The 25,792-nt window shown below is 36.6% G+C and carries 28 protein-coding genes, 1 tRNA gene and 1 riboswitch; of the genes, 5 read left to right on the plus strand and 24 right to left on the minus strand.

All coding sequences use genetic code 11. The features are described from left to right. Positions 1-29: 29 nt before the first annotated feature. From HMPREF9013_RS01435 to HMPREF9013_RS01445, 3 genes are all read right to left on the minus strand, one after another. Positions 30-509, minus strand: a complete 480-nt coding sequence (locus HMPREF9013_RS01435) for a hypothetical protein (RefSeq protein ID WP_006626592.1) — start codon at positions 507-509, stop codon at positions 30-32. 265 nt (positions 510-774) lie between these two features. After that, positions 775-1,521: a 2,3-diphosphoglycerate-dependent phosphoglycerate mutase gene (gene gpmA / locus HMPREF9013_RS01440; protein ID WP_006626593.1), complete on the minus strand. Its 747-nt coding sequence runs from the start codon at positions 1,519-1,521 to the stop codon at positions 775-777. A gap of 94 nt (positions 1,522-1,615) precedes the next feature. Beyond that, positions 1,616-2,983, minus strand: coding sequence for an NCS2 family permease (locus tag HMPREF9013_RS01445; protein ID WP_006626594.1), 1,368 nt, complete (start codon positions 2,981-2,983; stop codon positions 1,616-1,618). A gap of 62 nt (positions 2,984-3,045) precedes the next feature. Beyond that, a riboswitch (purine riboswitch) is annotated at positions 3,046-3,145 on the minus strand. Positions 3,146-3,333: 188 nt separating this feature from the next. Here HMPREF9013_RS01445 and HMPREF9013_RS01450 point away from each other — a divergent pair. After that, positions 3,334-3,855: a hypothetical protein gene (locus HMPREF9013_RS01450; protein WP_156780614.1), complete on the plus strand. Its 522-nt coding sequence runs from the start codon at positions 3,334-3,336 to the stop codon at positions 3,853-3,855. Positions 3,856-3,915: 60 nt separating this feature from the next. On the opposite strand, the gene HMPREF9013_RS01455 is transcribed toward HMPREF9013_RS01450, so the two are convergent. The 6 genes from HMPREF9013_RS01455 to HMPREF9013_RS01480 all read right to left on the minus strand — a co-directional run bounded on the left by HMPREF9013_RS01455 (position 3,916) and on the right by HMPREF9013_RS01480 (position 9,863). After that, entirely contained in the window at positions 3,916-4,566 is a 651-nt protein-coding gene (locus HMPREF9013_RS01455; protein WP_006626596.1) for a metal-dependent transcriptional regulator, read from the minus strand. Continuing rightward, positions 4,559-5,644, minus strand: coding sequence for a metal ABC transporter permease (locus HMPREF9013_RS01460; RefSeq protein ID WP_006626597.1), 1,086 nt, complete (start codon positions 5,642-5,644; stop codon positions 4,559-4,561). Before HMPREF9013_RS01460 ends, HMPREF9013_RS01455 begins: the two co-directional genes overlap by 8 nt. Next, entirely contained in the window at positions 5,641-6,507 is an 867-nt protein-coding gene (locus HMPREF9013_RS01465; RefSeq protein ID WP_006626598.1) for a metal ABC transporter permease, read from the minus strand. The genes HMPREF9013_RS01460 and HMPREF9013_RS01465 overlap by 4 nt, the downstream gene beginning before the upstream one ends. After that, positions 6,504-7,217, minus strand: a complete 714-nt coding sequence (locus HMPREF9013_RS01470) for a metal ABC transporter ATP-binding protein (protein WP_006626599.1) — start codon at positions 7,215-7,217, stop codon at positions 6,504-6,506. The genes HMPREF9013_RS01465 and HMPREF9013_RS01470 overlap by 4 nt, the downstream gene beginning before the upstream one ends. 14 nt (positions 7,218-7,231) lie before the next feature. Then, positions 7,232-8,158: a metal ABC transporter solute-binding protein, Zn/Mn family gene (locus HMPREF9013_RS01475; RefSeq protein WP_006626600.1), complete on the minus strand. Its 927-nt coding sequence runs from the start codon at positions 8,156-8,158 to the stop codon at positions 7,232-7,234. Between the two features lie 316 nt (positions 8,159-8,474). After that, positions 8,475-9,863, minus strand: coding sequence for a Sapep family Mn(2+)-dependent dipeptidase (locus tag HMPREF9013_RS01480; RefSeq protein ID WP_006626601.1), 1,389 nt, complete (start codon positions 9,861-9,863; stop codon positions 8,475-8,477). Positions 9,864-10,084: 221 nt separating this feature from the next. On the opposite strand from HMPREF9013_RS01480, the gene HMPREF9013_RS07700 reads away from it, so the two are divergent. Continuing rightward, positions 10,085-10,213, plus strand: coding sequence for a hypothetical protein (locus tag HMPREF9013_RS07700; RefSeq protein WP_408610310.1), 129 nt, complete (start codon positions 10,085-10,087; stop codon positions 10,211-10,213). A 9-nt stretch (positions 10,214-10,222) separates the two neighbouring features. Here HMPREF9013_RS07700 and rpsR read toward each other — a convergent pair whose 3' ends face one another. From rpsR to HMPREF9013_RS01530, 10 genes are all read right to left on the minus strand, one after another. Then, complete coding sequence (gene rpsR / locus HMPREF9013_RS01485; protein ID WP_006626602.1) at positions 10,223-10,453, minus strand: 30S ribosomal protein S18; 231 nt, start codon at positions 10,451-10,453, stop codon at positions 10,223-10,225. A 14-nt stretch (positions 10,454-10,467) separates the two neighbouring features. Further along, positions 10,468-10,941: a single-stranded DNA-binding protein gene (ssb, locus tag HMPREF9013_RS01490; RefSeq protein WP_006626603.1), complete on the minus strand. Its 474-nt coding sequence runs from the start codon at positions 10,939-10,941 to the stop codon at positions 10,468-10,470. Next, positions 10,941-11,246 (minus strand): 30S ribosomal protein S6, encoded by a 306-nt coding sequence (gene rpsF, locus HMPREF9013_RS01495; protein ID WP_006626604.1) that lies wholly within the window; start codon positions 11,244-11,246, stop codon positions 10,941-10,943. Before rpsF ends, ssb begins: the two co-directional genes overlap by 1 nt. A gap of 109 nt (positions 11,247-11,355) precedes the next feature. Further along, entirely contained in the window at positions 11,356-11,850 is a 495-nt protein-coding gene (locus tag HMPREF9013_RS01500; protein ID WP_006626605.1) for an Lrp/AsnC family transcriptional regulator, read from the minus strand. Beyond that, positions 11,847-13,025, minus strand: coding sequence for a pyridoxal phosphate-dependent aminotransferase (locus HMPREF9013_RS01505; RefSeq protein ID WP_006626606.1), 1,179 nt, complete (start codon positions 13,023-13,025; stop codon positions 11,847-11,849). The genes HMPREF9013_RS01500 and HMPREF9013_RS01505 overlap by 4 nt, the downstream gene beginning before the upstream one ends. A 10-nt stretch (positions 13,026-13,035) precedes the next feature. Further along, positions 13,036-15,018, minus strand: coding sequence for an excinuclease ABC subunit UvrB (gene uvrB / locus HMPREF9013_RS01510; RefSeq protein WP_006626607.1), 1,983 nt, complete (start codon positions 15,016-15,018; stop codon positions 13,036-13,038). Beyond that, positions 15,011-16,531 (minus strand): S41 family peptidase, encoded by a 1,521-nt coding sequence (locus tag HMPREF9013_RS01515; RefSeq protein WP_006626608.1) that lies wholly within the window; start codon positions 16,529-16,531, stop codon positions 15,011-15,013. The genes uvrB and HMPREF9013_RS01515 overlap by 8 nt, the downstream gene beginning before the upstream one ends. 48 nt (positions 16,532-16,579) lie before the next feature. Further along, positions 16,580-17,470 carry a permease-like cell division protein FtsX gene (gene ftsX / locus HMPREF9013_RS01520; protein WP_006626609.1) on the minus strand — a complete coding sequence of 297 codons (891 nt, stop codon included), beginning with the start codon at positions 17,468-17,470 and terminating at the stop codon, positions 16,580-16,582. After that, positions 17,460-18,152 carry a cell division ATP-binding protein FtsE gene (ftsE, locus tag HMPREF9013_RS01525; RefSeq protein ID WP_006626610.1) on the minus strand — a complete coding sequence of 231 codons (693 nt, stop codon included), beginning with the start codon at positions 18,150-18,152 and terminating at the stop codon, positions 17,460-17,462. Before ftsE ends, ftsX begins: the two co-directional genes overlap by 11 nt. Before the next feature lie 11 nt (positions 18,153-18,163). Continuing rightward, a complete protein-coding gene (locus HMPREF9013_RS01530) occupies positions 18,164-19,018 on the minus strand; it encodes a YitT family protein (protein WP_006626611.1) in 855 nt (284 codons plus the stop codon). 108 nt (positions 19,019-19,126) lie between these two features. Here HMPREF9013_RS01530 and HMPREF9013_RS01535 point away from each other — a divergent pair, with 108 nt between their 5' ends. Continuing rightward, on the plus strand, positions 19,127-20,338 hold the full coding sequence (locus HMPREF9013_RS01535; protein ID WP_006626612.1) for a lipid II:glycine glycyltransferase FemX: 1,212 nt from the start codon (positions 19,127-19,129) through the stop codon (positions 20,336-20,338). Positions 20,339-20,374: 36 nt separating this feature from the next. Here the strand turns inward: HMPREF9013_RS01535 and HMPREF9013_RS07160 are convergent, their stop codons facing one another. After that, complete coding sequence (locus HMPREF9013_RS07160) at positions 20,375-21,841, minus strand: murein hydrolase activator EnvC family protein (protein WP_006626613.1); 1,467 nt, start codon at positions 21,839-21,841, stop codon at positions 20,375-20,377. Positions 21,842-21,857: 16 nt separating this feature from the next. Then, on the minus strand, positions 21,858-22,331 hold the full coding sequence (ybaK, locus tag HMPREF9013_RS01545; RefSeq protein WP_006626614.1) for a Cys-tRNA(Pro) deacylase: 474 nt from the start codon (positions 22,329-22,331) through the stop codon (positions 21,858-21,860). A 74-nt stretch (positions 22,332-22,405) separates the two neighbouring features. On the opposite strand from ybaK, the gene HMPREF9013_RS01550 reads away from it, so the two are divergent. Continuing rightward, complete coding sequence (locus HMPREF9013_RS01550) at positions 22,406-23,122, plus strand: tRNA threonylcarbamoyladenosine dehydratase (protein ID WP_006626615.1); 717 nt, start codon at positions 22,406-22,408, stop codon at positions 23,120-23,122. Positions 23,123-23,387: 265 nt separating this feature from the next. Here HMPREF9013_RS01550 and HMPREF9013_RS01555 read toward each other — a convergent pair whose 3' ends face one another. From HMPREF9013_RS01555 to HMPREF9013_RS01565, 3 genes are all read right to left on the minus strand, one after another. After that, positions 23,388-23,579 (minus strand): hypothetical protein, encoded by a 192-nt coding sequence (locus HMPREF9013_RS01555; RefSeq protein ID WP_006626616.1) that lies wholly within the window; start codon positions 23,577-23,579, stop codon positions 23,388-23,390. A gap of 345 nt (positions 23,580-23,924) precedes the next feature. Continuing rightward, positions 23,925-24,004: transfer RNA gene (locus HMPREF9013_RS01560), tRNA-Leu, on the minus strand. Between the two features lie 123 nt (positions 24,005-24,127). Continuing rightward, a complete protein-coding gene (locus HMPREF9013_RS01565) occupies positions 24,128-25,045 on the minus strand; it encodes an FAD-dependent oxidoreductase (RefSeq protein ID WP_006626617.1) in 918 nt (305 codons plus the stop codon). 266 nt (positions 25,046-25,311) lie between these two features. Here HMPREF9013_RS01565 and HMPREF9013_RS01570 point away from each other — a divergent pair, with 266 nt between their 5' ends. Beyond that, complete coding sequence (locus HMPREF9013_RS01570) at positions 25,312-25,782, plus strand: hypothetical protein (protein ID WP_156780616.1); 471 nt, start codon at positions 25,312-25,314, stop codon at positions 25,780-25,782. Positions 25,783-25,792 lie beyond the last annotated feature (10 nt).

Here is a 25,792-nt window from a genome sequence, read left to right on the forward strand (position 1 = left end):
CATACCAACTTCCTTATCAGTATGAATCATTAGGCTTTTTCAACAAAAGTCTCGTGATAATTGCCACCCAAAGCAATCACTTGGTTCGCGACATTGAAGATATCACTGGCAATCGCTCCTTCTTCATACACGAACTTACGTTCCACACGATACGCTAAAGTTTCTTCCTCGGAAACAGTATAACCGGAACTCGCTAAAATATCCTTGAAGTCCTCTGCACTTTCTTGTGAATCATAGGCCACCTGATGTACAATTCGTACCTCTTCACCAGACATAAATCTTTCCGCATAGCTATTTTCATTAGCTAATGTTTCTTCCAAAAAGTTAGCCGGTAAGAATGGATACACTGTCTTTAATTCCAAAACCTCATCGCTTTCTTGCGGATTACCAACTTCAATTAGTTCTACTTCTTCCTCTTCCGCTTCACTCTTTTTGTCTAAAACCTTTTTAGCCACTACCACAGCACCAACTGCTGCCGCTGCCACAATTCCCCAAAGTTTAATACTCATAATTTTGCCCTCTTTTTATTTATTTTAGCATATTATTTATTTTTTACACCTGTGAGCCTTTTTTCTAACTTCTATATCTAATCATCATCCTATCTATCTATACAAAAAATGATAACACATCGACCGACAAGCCCTTTCCAAACAAATCAGCCTTATCTTAGTTGACTATAAATAAGAAGATCTTTTTTCATTCCAAACAATATCATTTTCTAACTAAAAAACATTTAGCCTTCTATGAAAAAGCTTCCCCTTGGGAAGCCTTGATTTATTTCTTAACAGAACCTTGGTTTGCAACAGCTGCCATCTTAGCTTCAATAGCCGCTTGATCTCCTAAGTATTCTTTCGAAACAAAATGACCATTATCATCAAACGTATATACAAGAGGCACACCGGTTGGAATATTAACACTGACAATTTCTTCATCACTTAGCCCTTCAAAATACTTCACTAAAGCCCGCAAACTATTTCCATGAGCCGCAATCAACACTCTCTTACCTTCTTTCATCTTAGGTAAGATTTCTTGTTCATAATAAGGAACAGCCCTTTCAATGGTTGTCTTTAGACTTTCTGATAATGGTAATTCATCCTTACTTTCATTACGATATGCGTCTTGATTCGCCGGATTACGATCATCACTTGCTTCTAAAGCAGGTGGTTGCACATCAAATGAACGACGCCAAATTTTCACTTGATCTTCTCCATACTTCGCAGCCGTCTCTGATTTATTTAAACCTTGCAAAGCTCCATAATGACGTTCATTTAATTTCCACGTTTTCGTAACCGGTAACCATTCCCGATCCATTTCCGATAAAATATAATTCAAAGTATGAATGGCTCTTTTTAAATAAGAGGTATAACATAGATCAAAATCAAACCCCGCTTCTTTTAAAGCACGACCTCCAGCCTTAGCTTCTTCAACTCCTTTATCCGATAATTCCACATCTGTCCAACCGGTAAATAAATTTAATTTGTTCCATTCGCTTTCACCATGACGAACTAATACTAATTTCATAACATCCTCCATCTATTAACACATTTACTTTATCATTTTTTAAACAAAGAAAAAAGGTGCCGAAGCACCTAATTCAATCTCTCAATCAAAACCATTAAACCAAAAAATATTTCAAAATAAAGACAACACTTAAGACATACATCAATGGCGATAATTCATTCTTCTTACCGGTGCATAAATGTAAAATTGTATATGTAATAAAACCGAAAGCAATACCATCAGAAATACTATACGCAAACCCCATCATCGTAATGGTCACAAAAGCCGGAATCGCTTTGGTTAGATCTTGCCAATTAATGTTCGTTACTTGTTGCATCATTAAGAAGCCGACAAACATTAAAGCAGGGGCTGTCGCAAAAGATGGAATTGTTAAAAATAACGGGCTAAAGAATAAAGCCAATAAAAATAACACCCCAGTCGTAACAGCTGTCAAACCAGTACGACCTCCTTCAGAAATACCCGAAGAAGATTCAACGAAAGTTGTAATAGTTGAAGTCCCTAAACACGCTCCAATCGTCGTACCGACAGCATCAGCTAATAAAATACCCTTGATTTCAGGTAATTTGCCATGTTCATCCAGCATACCGGACTTTTCAGCACAACCAATGACCGTTCCAATCGTATCGAAAATATCCACAAATAAAAACGCAAATAAGATAACAATAAAATCCCCTATATGCGATACCATAAAATTAAAATCAAATTGAAACATCGTTGATGCCATACTTGAAGGCATTGAGAATACAGCACTCGGAATCACGGAATAGAAGCCGGCTTTTGGATTTGGCACATAGAATCCTATCAATTGCAAAACCATGCCCAATCCCCAAGTAATCAAAATTCCCCACAGCATATACCCTTTGATACCCTTGATAAACATATAAGCAATCATCAAAGTGCCAAATAATGCCAACATCACTGCTACACCTTGTGTATGAATCGTTCCGGAAACAAGCGCTGCTTTTAAATTAAATAAACCAACCAAGGTAGGACTATCTACAATAATACCGGCATTTTGTAAACCGATAAATGTAATGAAGAAACCAATCCCAACTCCAACAGCCGTCTTTAAAGAAGCAGGAATAGCATTAAAGATAGCTTCCCGTACATTCGTTACTGATAAAACAATAAATATAAGGCCTTCCACCAAGACAGCTGTTAAAGCCACTTGCCAACTAAAGCCCATTTGACCACAGACTGTGTATGCAAAATACGCATTCAATCCTAAGCCGGCCGATAACGCAAAAGGCTTATTCGACAATAGAGCCATCGCAAAACAAGCTATTGCTGAAGCAACCGCCGTTGCCGTTAAAATACTGCCTTTATCCATTCCCGAGGCACTTAAAATAGTTGGGTTCAAAGCCAAAATATAAACCATGGTCATAAATGTGGTTAACCCAGCCACCAATTCAGTTCGAACGGATGTACCGTTCTTTTTCAACTTAAAGAAATTTTCTAACATATTCTCTCCTTTTTCTAATCACACATCGAAAAAAGAAAAACTCTGTAGATTTCTACAGAGTGTCTAAAAAATCTAGACACCGTAGTCCCATAGTTACGGCCATGGGGTAGAGACTCTCTCGCCAATTCGAGAGGATATACGATATGTGACTCTTGTATTATAAAGGAAAAATAAGAAAATGGAACAACTTTTTCAAAAGACTATTTTTTATCATATGAAAGCGCTTGCTTTTTTGGATATACTTTCTAATATTGAATTGTAAGAGGTAATACTTTTGAAAATAGAAAGGAAAACGCAATTTGGTATTCAAAATGAAACATCTAAAATCGATTCGAAATATTCTCTTCTTATTGGGCTTTGTATTACTTATAACAGGATGTGGTAAAAAAGAAATCACTTATAAGGGAGGCATGGGCTTTTCAGCCACTGATCTTCCATACAAAGAAGTCAAATTCCACATTTATCGATCCAACACGGATAATCATAAATGGAAACGCATCCATACATTCAATATTTCACTACAAGAAATTAAAAAAGATGAGTACATTGATATCAACTTAAGTTCAAAAAATAAAGAAATAATCGCTCAAGTGACTAAAAATTCAGTTACCAAAGATGAAACATCAAAAACCATAGAATCTAAAGTCATAAACTCTACAAAATTTGATGTCCCCGGTTTTACTTCTAACTTAACTAGTTATGAACGTAAATCCATCATCCAAAGTGACCAAGAACAAATATTCTTACTATATCCCATCAGTCATAAATCCTCTGCTACTTATTTCTCTAAAATTTCACTCAGTGAACCTTATGATATAGAAAAACGTAATCTTGACAATATCTTAGTAACCGTGGAATTCATGAAACCATAATGTGAAAAAGCTCCCTTGAATAGGAGCTTTTTAATGACAAAAAAAGGGGTTCAACCCTCTTTATTCACCTAAAATTTTAACGTAGATATGATGAGTTGCTTTTACGGAAATTAAGATAGTTCTTCCTTCATAAAGAACCGATAATGATTCATCGAAAGAATCTTTCCCCACAATTTCCAACTCGTCATGAAGCTTTAACCCAATTCGATCTAAATACGCTAAAAGTTGCTTTTCTTCATCATCCACTTTAATAATTCTAGCTTTTTGACCAACCTTTAAATCCGCCAAAAATAAACCCTTTTCCACAGGCTCATCGACATTTTCATAAATGATCGATCCATGCGGACAAGTCCTTGGATAATTTAAATACACATTCAAGTGTTTTTTCAATTCATCATTCGTCACATGTTCTAATAAGTCTGCCTGTTCATGCACATCTTGCCAATTGTAATGCAGCTTTTCTAACAAAAACGTTTCCCACAAACGATGACAACTCAATATTCGTTTGCTTTCCTGCATACCGGTTTTTGTCAAAATAATTTCATTTCCCTTAAATGTGATAAAATCCTCTGATTGTAACTTTTTCAACATTTCCGAAACTGAAGGCGGGGCAACATTCAAATGAATTGAAATCTTTTTATTCGTTACTTTTTCACCTGATTCATAAAGACGAAAGATGGTTTTTAAATAGTCTTCTCGATTGTTAGTCATATGAGTTCTCCACTAAAAGTGTAACACGCTTTTCTCCTTTCGGACTAAGTTCATACACACTTAATGCTTCATTTTTAACAATCCAATTTAATTTCAAAAGACTTTGAATGGTTTGGCGTGTCCTCTTAGATGACCAATTCAAATGAGTTTTAATCGAATCAATACCAACTTCCTGTTGATTTCCCGGATGGTGATATAAGTGCATTAAAAATAAATCTTGATAGACCACTTTTCTTTGTTTCGCTCTTTGAATTTTTTTACTAAGCCATCCGTTTTTATGAAAAAGAACCACCAGAACACCTTGTACAAGCCCAATAAAACTACACATACCAGCAATGGAAACGTTCCACATATTCGCAATCAGAAAACCTAGCACCGAACTGCTTATCGCAAATAACAAACTAGCTACGATGGTATATTTCAAATTCTTCGTCACAAGACAAGCGCAAGCCCCTGGAGCTACCAAGAAAGAAATCACTAAAATAGCCCCTACACTATCAAAAGCAGTGACGGTTGTCAATGAAGTTAACGTCATTAATCCATAAAACAAATATCCTGTTCGAATTCCTTTTAACCGGGCATATTTCGGATCAAAGCTAGTGATTTTTAACGGCTGATAGAACCAAATCACAAAAGCCATATTGACGATAAATAATGCCAGCATTACCACAAATGACTTTGGCAATCCGAACAAACGAATAAATGGTGCAAATAAAGGATTACCCATCAACACAATATCCACGTCTAAATGAGCATTCCGGAAAAGGCGACTAATCAAAATGACCGCCAGCGAAAAAAACATAGGGAAAATAATACCTAGGGCATCATCTTTCTTCACTCGATATTTATTCGCTATTGTCTCCACTACATACACCGTCAACAAACCAAACAGAGAAGCCCCTATAAATAACCACGGGGAGTTTAAATCCTGTACACCGATAAAGGCAATCACTATTCCCAATAAAACAGAATGAGAAAGAGCATCCGCTGTCATAGATAATTTTTGTAATACTAAAAATGGGCCTAAAACAGCACAAGCCAGTGAAGTCATAAGAATAACCAATAAAACTTCAATCATACAAGCGAACTCCTTTTTCGAATAGCACTATTCTTTCCAAAGAACATTGAAAGAAATGTTAGTGTACCCATCACCAAAATGATCGTTGGTCCTGTCGATAAACCATGATACAAAGAACTCAAGAAAGTTCCTAAAAAAGCACTAAAACCAGCCATAATAGCTGCAATGATTAACACCTGTTTTAAACGATGACTATGTTGATGAGCACAAACACATGGAATAATGAGAAAAGAAGATATTAAAATCGCACCCACGCTCTTAATACCAACTGCAATTAAACCGATGGTCATCATCAAAAGAATTCGATCCACCAATCGTGAAGAGACACCAATACTTTCTCCATAAGTAGAATCAAAAATACTTAAAACCAATTCTTTATAAAATAAAAATAAAATCAGTGAACAAATACCCGCTACCACAAAAATCAAAAGGACATCCTGCTTCATCATAAAAGCAGCCAAACCAAAAATATAGTTTTTCAAGCCGGCTTGAGAAGCATTCACATAATTAGGATTCCCCTGAATATAACTCTTTAAAACAAGACCTAAGCCAAAGAAACCGCTCAACACAATCGCTAAAGCCGCATCTAATTTGATTTTACTATAACGAACCAAAGCCTGTATCGTTTCATAAGCCAGTCCTGCGGATAAAGCAGCCCCAATTGTTAATAAAATAGGATTTCTTGATTGAAATACCATAAATATCAAAACAATACCCGGAAAAGTAGAATGACCCACTGCATCACCAACAAGACTTTGACCCTTATACACACTAAAGCAGCCTATCACAGCACTGACCATAGCTAATATAGTCGTTCCCAATGCAACGACCAGAAAATCATACGATGTTAAAATCTCAATCATACCGTTCCCTCTTGGAAAGTGGTATCCAGATTTTCTTGTGTCAAAACATCCTGTATAGAACCATAAGCAATGACCTTTCGATTAATGAGAACCACATGATCAAAATAATCCCTCAGTGTTTGCAAATCATGATGAACACAAACAATTGTTTTCCCTTCTTTCTGAAGAGCTTTCATTTTATCCATAATGATTTTCTCACTGGTTTTATCCACTCCAGCCAATGGTTCATCCATTAAAATCAATTGTGCATTTTGACATAAAGCACGCGCAATAAACACCCGTTGCTTCTGACCACCGGATAATTCTGATATTTGACGATCTTTCAAGTCACTGATTTTCATTTCCTCTAAAGCATCCAGTGCTAATTTTTTATCTTCATTACCTGGACGATGAAACCAGCCTAATGAGGAATACCTCCCCATCAAAACAACATCAAATACAGTAATCGGAAAATCCCAATTCACCGATGCCCGTTGTGGCACATAAGCTAAGCGATTTAACACATCCTTCAAAGGCAAGCCATAGAGTGTTATCGCACCGGATAAAGGCTTTAAGAAACCTAAAATAGATTTCAATAAAGTAGATTTACCCGCTCCATTAGGCCCAACAATAGCGGTTAAACTTCCCTCTTCAATATCGACATCAATATCCCATAAAACAGGTTGATACCCATAGGATGCCGTCAAATCTTCCACATGAATAACACTCATACACTATCCCTCTTTTACTTCAAATTCGATACCATTAAATCAACATTCATCTTCACCATGTCAATATAGGTATCTCCCTTTTGTCCTTTAGGTGCCAAAGAATCACTAAACAATTCTTGACCTTCACCCTTAACAACCTTGACTTTCCAACCTTTTGCGGCACAAGATTCTTTTAATTTTTCCATACGAGCCGGATCAGTTGTCGATTCCGCAAAAATAGCTTTGATCTTATGATCAACAATAAATTGAGCTGTCTTAGCCATATCTTTCGTACTTAATTCGGCATCCGTGCTAACCCCTTGTGGAGCTTTCACTTCAATTCCGTATTGTCTTGAAAAATAGCTAAACGCATCGTGTGGAGTCACCAAAATACGTGACTGCTTAGGAATGGAATTGATTTGAGTTTGACAATAATTTTTCAAATCATCTAGTTTCTTAAGGTAAGCTTGTAAGTTTTCTTCAATTTTATCCTTATGGTTTGGCAACTTCTCTTTCAAACTGCGAGCTGCTTCAACAGTAGCCTTCTTATATAGCTCTACATCAAACCAGAAGTGTGGATCGGTAATCTTAGAGCCATCTTCTTCCATTGTTAATAAAGATTTCTTATCAAAGTTCTTTGTAACAGCTTGTCCCTTAACAGATTCTAATAATTCAACCATCTTTCCTTCAAAATGAAGTCCATGATATAAAACCAAATCAGCATTCTTTAACTTTGAATGATCCTCTGGTTTTGCTTCATAGGTATGAGGATCTTCTCCAGCAGGAATGACCAATTGAACATCAACATAGTCCTTTGCTAATTGATTCACCATATCTTGTAAGAAAGAAGTGGTTACCGTCACCTTTAATTTCTTGTCTGTCGATTTTGTGGTATTGGTATTTGGCTTACCACAAGCCATCAGCATCAATACACTTAGTATTGAAACAATCCATTTCTTCATGTTTTTCTCCTTATTAGGTATACCTTATTAAATAATCTACACCACCTAAAAACAAGAGTCAACACATACTATCTATTTTTTCTTTTTATCTCCTAAGCCCCATCGAAACTGATAGACCATAACGACCGTAATATCATAAAAAAGCCTCTCATAAAATGGTGTTGAATCCACCATAAAAGAAAGGACTTCTTCAGAAAAATTTCATTTTTAGTGAACGTTATAAATATCTTTTCCTTGGCAAGGAAAAATGCTCCTCATTTGAAATGGGTTTTTTCAAATCATGATCAATAGTTTCCCACCAGATAGCTCTTGACACTCAATCCTTTTCGCAAGCCAAGTCATAAAGAATATTCGCATAAACCGCACAAGCTCTTAACATCGTTTCGATTTCAAAGCCTTCATCCGCTTCATGCTCCCCTGCTACCCAAGAAGGATAAGGACGATTTGGGAAAACCGGTCCACAAGCCACAAAATTTTCAAACGTACGAGCATAAGTACCTCCGCCAATACTCAAAGCAGGAGTGTATGTATCCCCACTCATTTCCCGATAATGTTTCATAACCGTCTTGACCAATTCACTATTCGGATCACTTAAAAGCCACTTGGAATCATCAAAAATTTCGGCTTCCAATCCCAATTGTTCTCTCACTACCTTAGCACTTTGTGCAAACAATTCTGAACCGGTGCATTCATTAGGATAACGATAATCGCAGAACATATCGATTTCTCCTTGATGAATAGTCACCTTACCTAAATTAAAGGTTAATGGCCCCATATAAGCCCCATTAAAATCCACACCAAATCCTTCACCATAATGATCCGCTAAAATATGACTAGCCTTCAAAGAAAATTCATCTTGATAACAACTTCCGATGAATTGGAACATTTTGACTGCCGCATTGACACCATGATATGGTTTTGAGGCATGGAAAGGCTTACCATCAATATGATAATGACTTCCCTTTTCATCTTCATAACAGCTTCCTGTTATGTGTTGCGATAATAGGAACTTTTCAAAATACTCTTTTTCTAAGGAACGATTGACAATCACATCTGCTTTTCCAATCACAACATTATACGCATTCCCAGCTTTCATCTCTTGAATACAAGTATTGACCTTACCATAAACACGGAAATCTAAAATGCCTTTTTCGGCATAAATACAAGGAAAATCAGCGTCCGGTACGATTCCCATGATTGGATTTTTCTCATGTTCTTTATAATACAAAACACCCGCTGAAGTAGTTTCTTCATCTGTGCCAAAGATACATTGAATATTATGTTTCAATTTAAAACCATGATCTTTTAAAATGCGAAGAGCATAATATGCCGCAATAGCTGGCCCTTTATCATCCGCACTACCACGTCCCATAATAAAGCCATCTTTTATTTCACCTTTTAAAGGGTCAAAATGCCAATCCGCTAAATCCCCTAATGGAACCACATCTAAATGGCCTAAAACGCCAACCGATTCTTCCAAATCACCATACTGAACAACCCCTGCATAGCCATCTACATTCTTCACTTTAAACCCATCACGCTTCCCAATTTCAAGCATCGTTTCCAAAGCTTTACGAATATTTGGTCCAAAAGGTTGACCAGGACCGGCGTTTGCATCATCACGAACCGATTCAATCGCCATTAAAGAACGAATATCTTCAATCATATCCTTCTCATAACGTCTTGCGTCTTCTAAAAATTTCATAATTCCTCCTATTTTGAACATGTATGTTTTCTATTCAAATTCTAGCATAAAAGCCTACTAAATTAAGAGAAACCACAAATGCAAATAATAATGTACAAAAATAAACCTTTTTTTAGAATCCCTGTCCAATTCCACTGTTCAAGAACAGTAATAGACCAATTGTTTCAATATATTAAAAGAAAAATCGTTTCAATCATGTCATAATAGACACAACTGAATATATACACTATGACAACAAAGAAAAGATTCAAACAAAATTAAAAGACCTAACTCCTTGTCAAGCAAGGAATCAAGCCTCATCCTGTCTATCCATTAAAGTGTCTAAACAAGCTTCACTTCAATTCACTTAATCGCTATTATTAGTCAGCTACGTACGGTAATAAAGCCATTTGACGAGCACGCTTAATTGCAATAGCCAATGGTCTTTGATATTTAGCACGAGTGCCCGTTACACGACGTGGTGTAATCTTAGCATTAGGGCTAATAAACTTCTTTAGCAACTCAACATCTTTATAATCAATAAATTTGATGTTGTTCTTTGTGAAGTAACAAACCTTACGACGACCCATTCTTTGTTTTCTAAAAGCCATGTTGGTCTCCTTTTCTAAAATGGTAAATCATCTGTGGATAAATCAAATCCACCATTACCGAAATCATCATCTCCAAATCCCGAATCATTTGATAAAGGATTGGAGAAATTATTTGATGGTTGACTATCACTCGAATCATTTGAATGATATGTCCCTGTCTCCAAACGTTGTTCACGAATCAAACGAACCGAATCCGCAACCACATCAGTAGTATAGATCCTTTGCCCATCTCTTTCGTAACTGCCGGTTTGAATATGACCATCCAAGGCAACCACGTTTCCCTTACGAGCATACTGCCCCAAGAAATCCGCCGATTGACGCCAAGCCACACAGCTAATGAAATCAGCTGTTGGTTGGTTGGAATTGGCATCTTTACTCACTCGACGATCACAAGCGATTGTAAAGCGAGCTGATGAAATGCCGCTTTGAGTTTTACGGACTTCAACATCTCTGGTCAAACGACCGACAAGCACAACACGATTGATCATTACTTAGCCTCCGCTTCAGCCGCTTCATCACGAGTAATCATGAAACGAACCACATTTACATTAATACTCATCAAACGGTCAAATTCTTTGACTGCTGCGTTATCAGCTTCAAACTTCAACACAACATAGTAACCTTTTTTCATATCATCAATTTCATAGGCGAAATCTCTCATTCCCCATTCGTCTGTCTTGGTGATAACAGCACCGTTGTTCGTTAAAAAACCAGCAATTTGGTTCATTAATTCACCACGCTTTTCTGTTTCAACAGATTCCTTGATGATGTACATTACTTCATATTTTCTCATGTGTACACCTCCTTCTGGTCTAATGGCCTTTTCAGGCAAGGAGTGGTTAATCCACTCGCCGTACTATGTTAGCATATATATACTTAAAAGTGAATACCCCTTTTTTAAATTAGGCTGATATCGGTAAGCGATTATCTTCCTTTTGTTTCGGAAGATCCATCAGAATGCCATTGACCTTATATTTTTTCATTGTAAACATTGTCACCGTTGCAGCCACTCCTTCAATTGGAGCTAATTTTGAGCCCACAAATTCAGCCACTTCTCTCATGGTTTTTCCATTCACATTCACTAGAAACTCAAAATTACCACTCATCAAAAAAATAGAGGATACTTCCGGATAACGAGCAATCTTTTCCGCAATCTTATCATAGCCTGTATTATTTTGTGGTTTGGCTGAAACACCAATCATAGCATCAATATGTTCTAAATTGGTATGATCCCAATTCACAATAGTGTGATATCCACAAATAATTTTTTCATCTTCCAGTTTTTTCTTAGCTTGCTCAATGGTTTCTTCACTTTCTCCAAGAACATCTGCCAAAAAAGTGATTTCAGCTCGTGGATTTTGAATTAATAACTCCAACACTTTATTTTCATCCATCATGACGACCCCCTTTTATGTACCTCTAAAAAATGTTCAATACGATTCATGGCTTCTTGTAAATATTCCAAGCTATAAGCATATGAGATTCTTGCAAATCCTTCTCCTGATTGCCCGAAAGCCGTTCCTGGAATAATCGCAACGTGTTCTTCTTCCAATAACCTTTCACAGAATTCTTCCGATGTTAAACCCAAAATTGAAATATTTGGGAACACATAGAAAGCTCCTTTTGGCTCAAACGTCTTCAATCCCATTCGGTTCAATTTTCTAACCAAATACTGCCTTCTCAAATCGTATTGATGGCGCATCTGTTCTACTTGCTTATCGCAATTTTTCAAGGCTGTTATCGCTGCATATTGACTGATAGTAGGGGCTGCCATGATGGATGATTGATGAATTTTTGTCATCGTTTGGATCAAGTCTTTAGGTCCCAGACAATAACCCAATCTCCACCCTGTCATCGAAAATGTTTTAGAAAAACCATTGATGATTAATGTCCTTTCCTTCATTCCCGGTATTTGGGCAATGGAATGAAAGCCCTCTTTCCCATACACTAATTCCGAATAAATTTCATCCGAAAGAATCGTTATGTTTGTGTCTTTCAATACATCTGCAAGTTCTTGTAAATCTTTCTTTTCTAAAATGGCTCCCGTTGGATTGTTAGGATAAGAAAGAACTAACAATTTTGTTTTCGGACTAATCTTTTTCTTTAAATCCCGTGCCTTTAAACGAAATTCATTTTCTTCTTTCGTTTCAATGGATATTGGAATCCCGCCAGTCAATGTCACCAAAGGCTCATAACTCACAAAACAAGGTTCCGGTAAAATAACCTCATCTTCCGGTTCCACCAAAGCTCGAATAGCTACATCAATTCCTTCACTACCACCCACACTCACAAAAATATTTTCCAATTGATAATCTAAGTTATATTTTCTTTTTTGATATTGTAAAATTTCCTGTCTTAATTCTTTTAAACCGGCATTAGCTGTATACTTTGTCAATCCCCATTCCAAGCTATGAATCGCTTCCTCACGAATGACCCAAGGAGTTTGAAAATCAGGTTCACCCACTCCCAAGGAAATACATTCCGGCATTTCCAAAACCAAATCAAAAAATTTACGAATTCCCGAAGGTCGCATTTTCTTAGCATTTTTCGCTAATAATTCTTGATAATTCATCTCTTCACCCTCAAGCCGATTCTGCTTTTAATTCCAAAACCATATCTCTCAATTCAGCCGCCCTTTCAAAGTTCAAATTAGCCGCAGCTTCTTTCATTTCCGCTTCTAAATGAGTTATCAAGGTTGCTGTATCTTGTTTCGACATCTTTGCTTTCTTGCGAATATATCGGCTGGCCATTTCTTGTGTTTCCTTACCACGAATCACATCACCAATCGACTTTTGAACAGTCTTTGGTACAATATGATGTTCCTTGTTATACGTTTCTTGTATATAACGGCGACGATTCGTTTCTTCTATGGCTTCTTTCATCGAGTCAGTTATAGTATCCCCATACATATACACATGTCCATTTGCGTTACGGGCTGCGCGACCAATAATTTGAATCAATGACCGTTTCGATCGCAAGAAACCTTCTTTATCCGCATCCAATATACAAATCAAACTAACTTCCGGTATATCCAATCCTTCCCTTAATAAATTAATTCCGACCACCACATCATATTTGCCAATCCGTAAATCATGGATGATTTGCGATCGCTCAATGGTGTTTGTCTCATGATGAATATACGACACTTGGTATCCTCGTTCTTTAAGATAAGAAGTTAAATCTTCGGACATATGAACCGTCAAGGTTGTAATTAAAACCTTTTCTTTTTTTTGAATTCGCTCATCCAAAGCTATACAAATATCATCAATCTGTCCCTTCGTCGGACGAACTTCAACTACCGGATCCAACAAGCCCGTTGGTCGAATGATTTGTTCCACTACATGGTTATGCACTTTTTCCAATTCATAATCCCCAGGCGTCGCTGAACAATAAATGACTTGCGGGATCATCGCCTCAAATTCATCCCATTTCATTGGCCTGTTTTCCAAAGCACTTGGCAACCGAAATCCGTAGTCCACTAACGTTTGTTTGCGAGAATGATCACCATTATACATTCCTCGAATTTGTGGCAAGGACACATGTGATTCATCCACCATGATCAAAAAATTTTCCGGGAAATAATCGAACAAATTCCAAGGTCTTTGTCCTTGCTTACGATGATCAATATGAAAAGAATAATTTTCAATACCGGATACATAACCATTCTCTCGCAAAGACTCAATATCAAAGCGGGTTCTTTGTTCTAAACGCTCATATTCCAATAATTTATCGTGCTTTTTAAAATACCTCAATCGTTCTTCCAATTCCGCTTCAATTGCATCACAAGCCCGCAAAATCGACTCTTTATTACGTGCATAACCGGAGGCGGGAAAGATATTATAAAATTGATAAGCATTCAATGTTGTACCCGTAGTCGGATCTACTTCTGTAATTCGATCCACTTCATCCCCAAACAATTCAATTCGAATATTGAATTGATCTGTAAAAGAAGGTGTTAAATCAATCACATCTCCTCGCACTCTCATTGAACCGCGAACTTGATCAACATCATTACGTCCATACTGCATTTCCACTAGTCGTCTTAATAATGCGTTACGGTTATAACTTTCCCCCACTCGGATGGTAAAAAACATATCTTTGTATTGCTTCGGATCGCTCGCCGCATAAATACAAGCCACCGAAGCAACTACAATCGTATCTCTTCTTTCTAACAAAGAATTAATGGTAGACTCTCGAAACATATCCAATTCATCATTGATAGCAGCCGTTTTTTCAATATACATATCTCTTTGTGCCACATAAGCTTCCGGTTGATAATAATCGAAATTAGAAATGAAATACTCCACCCGATTGTAAGGAAACAATTCCTTAAATTCAGAATACAATTGCCCTGCCAATGTCTTATTATGGGAAAAAATCAAAGTCGGCCTATTTACCTTTGCAATGATATTCGCCATCGTAAAAGTCTTACCTGTTCCCGTTGCTCCTTGTAAAACTTGTTCTTTTTTACCGGACAAAACACCTTTCACCAATTCTTCAATGGCTTTCGGCTGATCACCTGTCGGCTTAAATGTAGATACCAACTCAAATGGACGATCATCCATGTAAAACCTCTAAGGCTTTTTGATAGGCTTTATCTTTTGTTTTATCCGTATTATAAACATACACCAGCCGTGAAAGCAGTGCTCCATAGGTTTTTTGATTGATGGTTCCTGTCACCTCTAAACCTTCTTTACGCTGAAAGGCTAAAACAGCTTTCTTAGTTTGCTCAGAAAAATAACCATCCGTTCTTCCCGGTCGATAGCCTAAATAAGTCATGGCTTTTTGACTATACTTTGTTACCTCTGAAACAGAATCTTCTTTCAGAATGGATCCTTCCTTAAATTTAGGTTGTTCACTGGTCAAAACATCAGCCAAATCCATTTTAATATCCGGTTCAATCCCTTTTCCGTTGATCCATTCCCCTTTTGGTGAAACCCACTTGCTTGTGGTGTATTTGATGGCTGATCCATCTTGAAAGCTTCGACTCACTTGAACGGTTCCTTTTCCATAAGTTTTCGTTCCAATCACTGTGACATTCTTTCTCTGTTCTTTAAGAGCTAATGTTAATACTTCGGAAGCTGAAGCGGTATTACCATTCACTAATACCACAATTTGTTGAATATTCTTATACGGTTTCCCAGCCGTATAAATGGCTTCTTGACTTCCATCTGAATAAACTTGTTTCATCACTAATGTTCCAGGAGCTAAAAAATAAGAAGCAATATCCTTTAAAGTGGTTAAATAGCCACCGCCATTATCCCTTAAATCAAGTATCAATTTAGAAATACCTTTCTTTTCAAACTCATCTAAATAAGGTTTTAACTCCTTATGCGTGCTTTCACCAAATTGAAATAATTCAATATAACCAGTCTTATCATCAATCACTTTTCCATATGTAGAAGCCAAAACCGATCCACGAATAATTTCAATAGACAAGGTTTTTGATCCGCGTAACACTTCAACCACAACTTTGGTGCCTTCTTTTCCCATCACCAAAGCTTTCACATCATTAGCACTTTTACCTTCCAGAGGAACCCCATTCACTTTATGGATGAAATCGCCCACCTGAATACCCGCCTTCTCAGCTGGTGAATTACGGAAAACCTTTTGAACCAGTGCCTTTCCATTACTTTGAAGATACTGAATGCCAATTCCAACATATCGCCGTTTCAGCTGGTTGCTGAAAAATTCCATTTCTTCCTTCGTCATATATTCTGTATGACGGTCTTCTTTATTGTTAGTGATTCCTTTTAAGGCTTGATCTTCTAAACGAGAAGAAAGATCTTTCACATCTTTTCCAAAAAACCAACCGTTTTTCATAATGTCCAAAACCGCATTGATCTTATTCCCTGAAACAGATTGATCCTCTTGAATTTTCGTTCTTATATGATTCAAAGCATTGGATGGAAAAATAGATCCCCCCACATATCCTAGTGTCAAAGAAAGAACCATCGCTAAAAAAATGATCTTTTTTAATTTCTTTTCTTTCTTTAATGATTTCTGTAAAGCTTCCTCTTGAAAAATATGTTTCTGAAGAGGGATTAATTTTGTATTTGACTTTTCTAAATCTTCCATAAAAACCTACTTTCTATTAGGGCAAAAGCCTCAGATTTCTCCGAGGCTTTAACGATGTTGTCGTAAATAACGATTCACGGAAATAAATGAACCCACCAAACCAACACCCATTCCTACAGCCAATAAAGCTAAGGAAACATAAATCACAAATGGATTTGGTTTATATAATTTAAACAAATTCGATAATAAAATACCATTTGTTTTGTTGTAAATATAAATATATGACCAAACTGTCATTGCAATTGGAATAACAGATCCCATCATACCAATCAACATTCCTTCAATCAAGAAAGGACTTCGAATGAAATGGTTGGTTGCCCCAACATTTTTCATAATTGTAATCTCATCCTGACGCGAAAAGATAGTCAAACGAATCGTGTTTTGAATCAAGAAAATAGCCAAAACTCCTAATCCCACTCCTAGAATCAAACCCGAACGACGAATACCATTCATTGCCGTCACCAAGGTAATGGTACTTTGACCACCAAAATTCACAGAATAAACACCTTCAATCTTACGAATTTCTTTTGCGATCGATTCAATTTTATCACCGGATTTTGCTTCCACATAAAAGGAATCATGCATCGGATTATCTTCTTTAAATGGTTCAAAGATCTTTCTCGTCTTTTCATCTTCAAAAGAATTTAAATAATACTCCAATTCTTGAGCTTTCGAAGAAAAATTCACTTTTGAAACACCATCAATCGCCATAATTTGATTCTTAATATTCGCTTCATTTCCTTCTGCCGCATAATCCACCTGAACCGAAATTTGCACAGTATTTTCAATAGATTTCGTAAATGCTTCTAAATTAATGGAAAGGGTCGAAATCAAACTAATAATCATCAACGTAATCGTGACCGCCAAAGCGGAAGAAATAGACATCGCCCAGTGACGTCCCACGCCACTAAAGCCTTCTTTAAAAGGTCTACTGATCATGATGAACATAACCTCCTTCCTTCAAATCGGCCACCACATGACCATGTTCCAACACAATGGTTCTATTACGATACTTATTCACAATCGTTAAATCATGTGTCACCATCAATATCGTTGAGCCATATATCTTATTAATGCGTTTCAACAATTCCATAATTTCATCTGATTTAGCCGGATCCAAGTTACCCGTTGGTTCATCCGCTACCAATACTTTTGGACGATTGGCAATAGCTCTTGCAATAGCAACGCGTTGCTGCTGTCCTCCTGATAATTGATTCGGAAAAGAATTGCCTTTATCTTCCAAACCGACGACCGACAATACCTCTTTGACTCGCATTTGAATTTGACGTTTGCGCATTCCGATCACTTCTAACGCATAGGCCACGTTTTCACTAACCGTTTTTGCCGGCAATAATTTATAATCTTGAAAAACAACTCCAATATTTCTTCTAAACAAAGGAATCTGACGTCTTCTCAATTTTCCTACATTGATTCCTATCATTTTGACTTCACCCTTAGTCGGTACTTCTTCCGCATTAAACATCTTAATTAATGTGGATTTCCCCGATCCCGTTGGGCCAATGATATAAACAAACTCCCCTTGTTCAATGCTCATGTTGACATCATACAAGGCATTTGTACCACTTTTGTAGCGTTTATAGACATTCTTGCATTCAATCATAAAACTGCTCCTTAAATTCCTATGGAAGGATATGTGAATCCTTCTCCATGCATATCCGAGGCGTCAGTGGTAATCACAAAGGCTTTATCATCAATTTCATTAATGATCGTCATTAGTTCACTATACTGCTTGTCAGATACCGCACACAAAACCATTGGTTTCACTTCTTTTGTAAAGCCACCCGTACTTTGAATCACCGTCGCCGAACGCTGTAGGCGCTTTGAAATTTCTAAAATAATTTCTTCCCAATGCTCTGAAATAATTTGAACGGATTTTGCCCTGGATCCACGTCCATAACTTAAAACTCGGTCAATGGATGTCGCTGTCGCAAAAACAGAAACCAGACCAATCAAGGCTGCCGACAATCCATACGCCATGATTCCTAATAACACTGTCAAACCATCCGTTATAATCACCAAAGCAGAAATCCTTGCTCCGAAATATTTGTGAAAAATAAGAGGGGGCACGTCCATCCCTCCAGTGCTGGCACCCGTTCTCATCACAAGTCCAATTCCAGTACCACCAATCAACCCGGCATAAAAAGAAGCTAAAATCATTGGTATTTCAATAGATAAAGATACCTGTGACAATAAACTATTAAACACCGGATATAGTAAAGAACTCACCATTGTATTAATGGCAAAATCCTTTCCTAAAGCCCATGATCCAATCACAAATAAAACAACCACTAACACATTCGCAAAAAGAGTTTCATTGATATGAAAAAAAGGATTGAAAGCAACCGCTAATCCGGCAACTCCACCTGAAAGAATATGATAGGGTAAGATAAAAAATTGGACGGAAACTGTCAATAAAAAGGTCCCAATCACAACACAGCTTATATTTTTAATCATTTTTCCGTTCATGTCGATAATTATAACATAGCCACATTATTTCCAACTACCCCCAAGTCTTTGTTTTCTATCCACTCTAAAATCAAGTATAATAATTTCTGCAATTAACAAGGAGACCTTATGATTTATAAACTAATGGACGATCCTCAACAGTTTAATGCGTTCGTTCAAAACCATCCCTATTCCCACTTTCAAAAGACATCTATGTGGGGTGAATTTATCCAGAAAACCGAACACAATCCTTATCGGATGTTGGGCTTTTTCGAGCATAATCAATTAGTCGCCACAGCGATGTTGCTGGTTAAAAAAACACTACTCGGTCATTTTCTCTATGTTCCAAAAGGACCATGTGTTGATTATCAAGACAAAAAATTAACCAATCAAGTTCTTTCTTCTTTAAAAGATTACGCCAAAAAAGACAAAGCAATGTTCATCACCATTGATCCCAATGTTTTGCGTATGGAGCGAACTATTGACGGTCATGAAATAGAGGGTGGTGAAAACAATGAATTTGTAACGGAATATATTGATCAAATTGGTTTTAAACACCATGGTTACACTTATGCCTACGATGGTTCTTTTTCCAATCGTTTTACATTAATCACCAAATTAGACCAACCTATTGAATCCATCTTTAAAGGCTTTAGTACCTTACGAAAAAGAAGTATTAAGAAAAATGAGAAATTTCATTTATACACCCTAGAAGCCAATCGAAATGAAATTCAAGAATTCGTTCGTCTGGAAAATGACCTTGGAAAAACCAAAGAAGTCATTCGTCATTCCCTTTCCTTTTATGAAGCCATTTATGATGCCTTCAAAGGCCATGTTCATTTTTATAAAACCATCTTACCAATGGAAAAATACCTCTCCGTTTTATTGGAGAAAACAAAATCTGACAATCCTAACGAAGCCTCCAGCGCTTTGAAACACTATCAAGAAGCTATAGAACTTCAAAAAACAAAAGGAAATGAACCTGTTTTAGCAGTTGGAATGATTTTTGATGATGGTCATGTGAGTTATGGAAAATACTATTATCGAGATCACTCTATTGAAAGCTTAAGTCCTTTAGATTCTCTATTGTTTCATGCCATCCAACAAGCAAAACAAAATGGTCATAAAGCCTTTGACTTCTTAGGGTTTGGAGGTTTAACCACACCTCATGATTGGGATATCGGTTATTCTCTTTATCAATATAAGCATCAATGGAATTCTACTTTTATTGAAGAAATTGGTCAATTTGAATTTGTGCTCAATCCCACACAAAAAAAAGTTTTCGAATTATCTCGTAAGATTAAGCGAAAACTTCAATCTTTTTTCATCAAATTTAAGTAAATGAAAGCCTTCTATACAGAAGGCTTTTTCAATCTCTTAATTACCAAAGAAATTTTCCGGACGAACACGACACGGAGCTCGACCACCTCGGTTATCACAATTGTTTGAAACGCCAGCTGAACCCCAACCGGCTCCAAAGGCTAAATCACCATTCCAGTTTCGTGCGTAATTTACAAAATTGCTGGCATTTCCTAGATAGAAAATCTCAACATGACAATGAGGTCCCGAAGAATTACCCGAAGAACCAAGACGACCAATTTGTTGCCCAGCTAAAACAACCGTTCCGGTAGAAATCGGTGAACCTTGTTGCAAGTGCAGATACTTCACTGCATATAAATTCCCGTTAATCTTCGTTAATAAGTAGACTTGATTACCACCACCATAAGAGCCTCCATGAGCAGGGCCACAAGAACTACCAAGACCACCAATTGTCGGGCAACCATCTGTCGACTTCAAAACAACGCCATTACCCACTGCCAACACCGGGGTTCCTACCGCCGCCGCAAAATCATACCCCAAATGTACACCACCACCAGCATAATACCAAGTTCCTGCTGAGCGATAGGCGCCATTGACGGGTCTTGTCCAACCACTAGCTGTATTGAACGGCTTTTGTGTAGTCCCATTTGGATTAGTATCCGGGACTTGTTCTAAGCGGGTAACAATACTAGCCATTTTCTTTTTGATTTCCTCAATACCCCCGGCAATTCTATTCCCTTGCGACTCCAACTGAGCAGCTTGTTTTTCATAAGTTTCCTGAACAGCTTCCGCTCTTGCTTTTAAAAGCATAATATTTTTAACTTCCACATCCAAATTCTTCTTCTGTGTATCCAAATTATTTTTCGCCGTTTCTCGATCTGCTTTTTGTTTATCTAAATCGGTTTTTTCCTTATTCAGTTCTTCAATGGCGGACAAATACTCATTTCGAACACTTTGATCGCTTTTTGCGATAGCATCCAGCCCACTTAAAATACGTAGAATCTCATCAAACGATTTTGCTCCTAAAATCAATTCCACAATGTAGTTCATACGCATAGTAGGTTGTTTCTCCACCATTCGTTTCTTTAACTTTTGCTTGATTTGATCAATGATTTTTTGTTTATCAGCAATTTTAATCAACAGTTCGTCAATACTTTTTTGCAGATCGGAAATTTGTTGTTCAAAGCCCTTAATTTTACCAGAAATGTCATCGATCCTTGCTTGAACCTCTTTTGATTGTTTAGCATAGTCATCAATTATCTTTTGATTTCTAGCAATATCTTTTGTTTTTTGTGACAGATTATCTTTAATATCTTTTAATTGCTTATTTAAATCTTCCGATTTAGAAGCCAAATGAGAACGAAAAGCTTTACAAGCTTGCACATCACTTGCTTTAGGAACAGCTCGACTACATTTCTTTGTCCAATACGCTACATCATCATAACTTGGTTCAGCCTGCACATGCACGGCACCCGAACAAATTGCTATTGCAATGGTCAAAATTTTCACTAAATTCTTCTTCATATTCCGTATTATAACACTATTGTCTCATCTCGACATCCACAACTTTAGCCCGAACATAATTGATTAACGATTCTCTATCCACTTTCATTAGTAAACCCACTCTTCCGGCTGAACATAGAATTCTGTCATATTTCAAACAACTTTGACCTATAAAAGTCGGAAATGATTTCTTCATTCCTACTGGCGAACATCCACCATGCACATAACCTGTCAATCCCAATAAATTCTTCTGGGCGACCATTTCAATTTTTTTTGCTCCCACTGCCTTTGCGGCTTTTTTCAAATCTAATGTTTGATCCACCTGTACTACAAACACAACATATTCTTTAGTGTTGGTTTGTGTCACCAATGTTTTATAAACATTTTCACGATTATTATTAATTTGATGATCTAAAATCTTTTCATCCACATTAAATTCATGTAAATCGTAACCGATTCCCGCTTGTTCTAACAAACGAAGGGCATTCGTTTTATTCTCCTTCTTACCCATTATTACCATGCCTCCTTTCTTTTTCCGCTTTGAAAAGTCTAACACAATTTTTTCTTTCATTATAGAATAGAATTATGAATGAAGAATTATTTCAAAGAACCGCCTTTTTAATCGGTCAAGATCGCATTCAAGGCTTACACCAGAAACATGTTTGTGTCTTTGGAGTTGGTGGCGTTGGTGGCCATGCCATTGACGTTTTAGCTCGTAGTGGTATTGGTGAAATTTCCATTGTAGACCACGATCATGTCACTTTGAATAATATCAATCGCCAATATGTTGCCACAACCAACACCATCAATCATCTCAAAGTAGAAGTAATGAAAGAACATTTGTTAGCTATCAATCCTGATATAAAAGTTCATACTTACCCCATGTTATATTTACCTGAAAATGCGGATGAATTACCTCTAGATCACTTCGATTACATCATTGATGCTATTGATACCATATCCGCCAAAGTAGAATTAATTATTCGTGCAAAAGAAAAAAAGATTCCCATCATTTCTGCCATGGGTTGTGGCAATCGCATGGATCCAAGCAAGGTTCAAATTAGCGATCTATTCCAAGTAACACACGATCCTTTAGCGAAAATCATACGCCATGAACTGCGAAAAAGAAAAATTATTTCCCTACCGGTTGTTCACAGTGTTGAACCTCCTATTAAACCAACTTATTTTAAAGAAATATTCAACTTAAACAAAAAGCCTCCCGGTTCTTCTCCTTTTGTACCAGCCGTAGCCGGAATTACATTGGCTTATTTTGTGGTATCTGAATTAATTAATAAGATGTAAGTTCGATGTATCAATCAATAAAATTAAGCATATATTCTATTCCGAAGATATTAACTATCCCAACTGAAAAAAGGCTACTTCCTTTTTCCCACTTATCAATCAAATAAGCATTAAAAGTTCCATTTTACTGGGATTTTTTCACTAAATGCGGACATCAAAGAACTATCATAGCGTTTTTTAATATTGAATAAACTGCTTAAATACTGCATTTTCATGTATTTCAAAAAATAGCACTTTTGAAAAATTCTGTCACCAAAAAAGCAGATTATTTTCCACCTTTCCATTTTTTAATTGTGTCTTCCATGGCTTTTCTGATCACATCAGATTGAGAAATTTCAAGTTCTTTGCAGGCTTTACGAAAAGATAACACAAAATCATTTTTATAAGTAGCCAAAACTCTCATCATATTTTCCTCTCTCCATTTAGCATTGTATTCTCTTTGATTAAATGTTCCCACTATTTATCTCCTTTCTTTTTGTTTTTAAAATAAATAAAGAAAATAATTGCTACCGCAATAATACCTACACCTTTTTCCATACTATGTTAAAATGAACTAGGAAAGGGAGAGGAATTACTTCCTCTTCTTCCAACTTGAGATTTCCTTAATTGCTAGAACTATCGCAAACAAGTAAGCTAGTGTTTCAAGGAAATCTTTTATATCGCTCATCTTTATACCTCCTGGAAAATACATTTTTGGTAGAGAAATGCCATTAAGTCCATCAAATATAAACAAAGAAAAATCCTGTCAAAATCCTGTCAAAAAATAAAAAAATCCCTATTTTACTGGGATTTTTTAACTAAATGCGGATAACAGGGGTCGAACCTGCACTCCAAGGAACTAGATTCTAAGTCTAGCGCGTCTGCCAATTCCGCCATATCCGCGTACTTGATATTCTAACGAATTTCTATCCATCTGTAAAGGCAAAATAAAAGGCAATATCTACCGATTGCCTTTTAAGAATACTATGTTTTACAACTGATAAACCAACCTATTTTCAAACCCTTTTATTTTAAATACTCAAACACTTCTTCACTACAAGCTTTACCATCTTTCATCGCATTTCCAATTCTAGCTGGTCCATATAAAGCATCACCACAAACAAAAACCCCTTCTAAACTGGTTTTATGCTCACTCTTAGAAAGAATCTTTAATTCTTGATCTAAAATTGAAAAATCAACCTTTTGTCCAACTGCCGCAACGACTAAATTTGCCGGAATAAAATGCTTAGAACCCTCTTGTACATGAACGGAAGCACGTCCACTTCCATCTTTTTCTCCAAGAACCATTGTATCCGCTTGAACGCCTATTACATCACCCGCTTCATCACGAACAATCTCTGCAATATTTTCAAGATAATGAAAATCGACTCCTTCTTTAATAGCATCCTTTACCTCTCCTTTACTGGCCGGCATCTCTTCTTGCGAACGTCGATACATCAATTTCACATCCGGTAAAATTCTTTTTAAACTTCTGCAACAATCCATCGCTACATTACCACCACCCCAAACAATTGCTTGATGATATCTTTCTTGATATTTCTTTTCTTGATGAAGAATATTTAAGTTATACAACAAAGTCAAACCGGCTTCATAACCACTTCCTGCTTCAAAACCCGCTAAATTTTCCACCTGAGCGCCAATAGCGACAACCACAACATCATTCTCTTCCCGAAGTTTCGAAAAAGAGATATCTTTTCCTATTTCCGTATGGTAATAAAATTCAACTCCCTTTTCTTTTAACTCATTTTCCAATTTATCCATAAAAGCTAAGCTAAAACGCCAACTTGGGATACCTGTATAAGTTGCCCCACCTGAACGAGCGTTTTTATCATAAATAGAAATTTGATAGTCTCCTTTGTTTAATAAAGATTGTGCTCCAAATAAAGCAGAAGGTCCTGCTCCAATATACGCTACTTTTTTCATGTTTCATCTCCTTGCGGTCTCATTCTTAATGAAATGGATAAAAATGTCAATTTTGATGATTCTTCTGCTACAATACTGGCGAGGGGGATACCATGAAAAAAATAGTTCAAGTTTTATTTGTTCTAGTCATTTCCATTGGCCTTTTGGGTTGTAAAGGTAACACCGCAAAACCAAAACCAAAATCAGAAAAAGAATCTGTTCAAGAGACAGCGGAAAATTTCTTGAATTCCTTTGAAAAAGGAGATTATGTCACTTGCAGAAAATTCATGACCCAAAAAGCCGGAAAAGCCATAGACAACCTTGATAAAGAACTCAATATCGATAAATTAAGCAAAGACTTTTTTACCATCACGGAAGATCAAAAAAATCAATTAAAAAAGATCCTTCGCCAATTATTTGATAAAATGGTAAAATCTTACAAAATTAATAAGATAGAAAAAAATAATGATACATACGTTGTAGATGTTTCAATCAATGGTATCAGTCAAATAGGATCTGTTTTAAAAACTTTTCAAAAAAAATTCATTTCTCATCAAACTGAATTTCTTAAGATTTGGAAGGAAAAAGGAGAAGTAGAAGCTAAAAAAGCAATGGGAACAGCTTTTGTGAAATACTTACAAGAAACCGTAGACTCCATAGAGTCCACTTCCACTTACAAAGACTTTTCAACAAAACTTTCTCTTAAAAAAGTTGATGACAAATGGTTGATTAGTGAATTTTTAGAGTCAAAAAAATAGAGACTTTTTA

This window comes from Bulleidia extructa W1219 (assembly GCF_000177375.1).
Taxonomy (GTDB): Bacteria; Bacillota_I; Bacilli_A; order Erysipelotrichales; family Erysipelotrichaceae; genus Bulleidia; species Bulleidia extructa.

Coding starts and splice junctions, on each gene's coding strand:
- ssb (WP_006626603.1), bottom strand. CDS start 10,941: ATGATCAATCGTGTTGTGCTTGTCGGTCGTTTGACCAGAGATGTTGAA.
- rpsR (WP_006626602.1), bottom strand. CDS start 10,453: ATGGCTTTTAGAAAACAAAGAATGGGTCGTCGTAAGGTTTGTTACTTC.
- HMPREF9013_RS01515 (WP_006626608.1), bottom strand. CDS start 16,531: ATGGAAGATTTAGAAAAGTCAAATACAAAATTAATCCCTCTTCAGAAA.
- ftsE (WP_006626610.1), bottom strand. CDS start 18,152: ATGATTGAATGCAAGAATGTCTATAAACGCTACAAAAGTGGTACAAAT.
- HMPREF9013_RS01455 (WP_006626596.1), bottom strand. CDS start 4,566: ATGACTAACAATCGAGAAGACTATTTAAAAACCATCTTTCGTCTTTAT.
- HMPREF9013_RS01570 (WP_156780616.1), top strand. CDS start 25,312: ATGACCCAAAAAGCCGGAAAAGCCATAGACAACCTTGATAAAGAACTC.
- HMPREF9013_RS01435 (WP_006626592.1), bottom strand. CDS start 509: ATGAGTATTAAACTTTGGGGAATTGTGGCAGCGGCAGCAGTTGGTGCT.
- HMPREF9013_RS01530 (WP_006626611.1), bottom strand. CDS start 19,018: ATGAACGGAAAAATGATTAAAAATATAAGCTGTGTTGTGATTGGGACC.
- HMPREF9013_RS01505 (WP_006626606.1), bottom strand. CDS start 13,025: ATGAATTATCAAGAATTATTAGCGAAAAATGCTAAGAAAATGCGACCT.
- HMPREF9013_RS01445 (WP_006626594.1), bottom strand. CDS start 2,983: ATGTTAGAAAATTTCTTTAAGTTGAAAAAGAACGGTACATCCGTTCGA.
- HMPREF9013_RS01500 (WP_006626605.1), bottom strand. CDS start 11,850: ATGATGGATGAAAATAAAGTGTTGGAGTTATTAATTCAAAATCCACGA.
- gpmA (WP_006626593.1), bottom strand. CDS start 1,521: ATGAAATTAGTATTAGTTCGTCATGGTGAAAGCGAATGGAACAAATTA.
- HMPREF9013_RS01460 (WP_006626597.1), bottom strand. CDS start 5,644: ATGATTGAAGTTTTATTGGTTATTCTTATGACTTCACTGGCTTGTGCT.
- HMPREF9013_RS01480 (WP_006626601.1), bottom strand. CDS start 9,863: ATGAAATTTTTAGAAGACGCAAGACGTTATGAGAAGGATATGATTGAA.
- HMPREF9013_RS01550 (WP_006626615.1), top strand. CDS start 22,406: ATGAATGAAGAATTATTTCAAAGAACCGCCTTTTTAATCGGTCAAGAT.
- ybaK (WP_006626614.1), bottom strand. CDS start 22,331: ATGGGTAAGAAGGAGAATAAAACGAATGCCCTTCGTTTGTTAGAACAA.
- rpsF (WP_006626604.1), bottom strand. CDS start 11,246: ATGAGAAAATATGAAGTAATGTACATCATCAAGGAATCTGTTGAAACA.
- HMPREF9013_RS01535 (WP_006626612.1), top strand. CDS start 19,127: ATGATTTATAAACTAATGGACGATCCTCAACAGTTTAATGCGTTCGTT.
- HMPREF9013_RS07160 (WP_006626613.1), bottom strand. CDS start 21,841: ATGAAGAAGAATTTAGTGAAAATTTTGACCATTGCAATAGCAATTTGT.
- HMPREF9013_RS01565 (WP_006626617.1), bottom strand. CDS start 25,045: ATGAAAAAAGTAGCGTATATTGGAGCAGGACCTTCTGCTTTATTTGGA.
- HMPREF9013_RS01465 (WP_006626598.1), bottom strand. CDS start 6,507: ATGATTGAGATTTTAACATCGTATGATTTTCTGGTCGTTGCATTGGGA.
- HMPREF9013_RS01470 (WP_006626599.1), bottom strand. CDS start 7,217: ATGAGTGTTATTCATGTGGAAGATTTGACGGCATCCTATGGGTATCAA.
- ftsX (WP_006626609.1), bottom strand. CDS start 17,470: ATGATCAGTAGACCTTTTAAAGAAGGCTTTAGTGGCGTGGGACGTCAC.
- HMPREF9013_RS01475 (WP_006626600.1), bottom strand. CDS start 8,158: ATGAAGAAATGGATTGTTTCAATACTAAGTGTATTGATGCTGATGGCT.
- uvrB (WP_006626607.1), bottom strand. CDS start 15,018: ATGGATGATCGTCCATTTGAGTTGGTATCTACATTTAAGCCGACAGGT.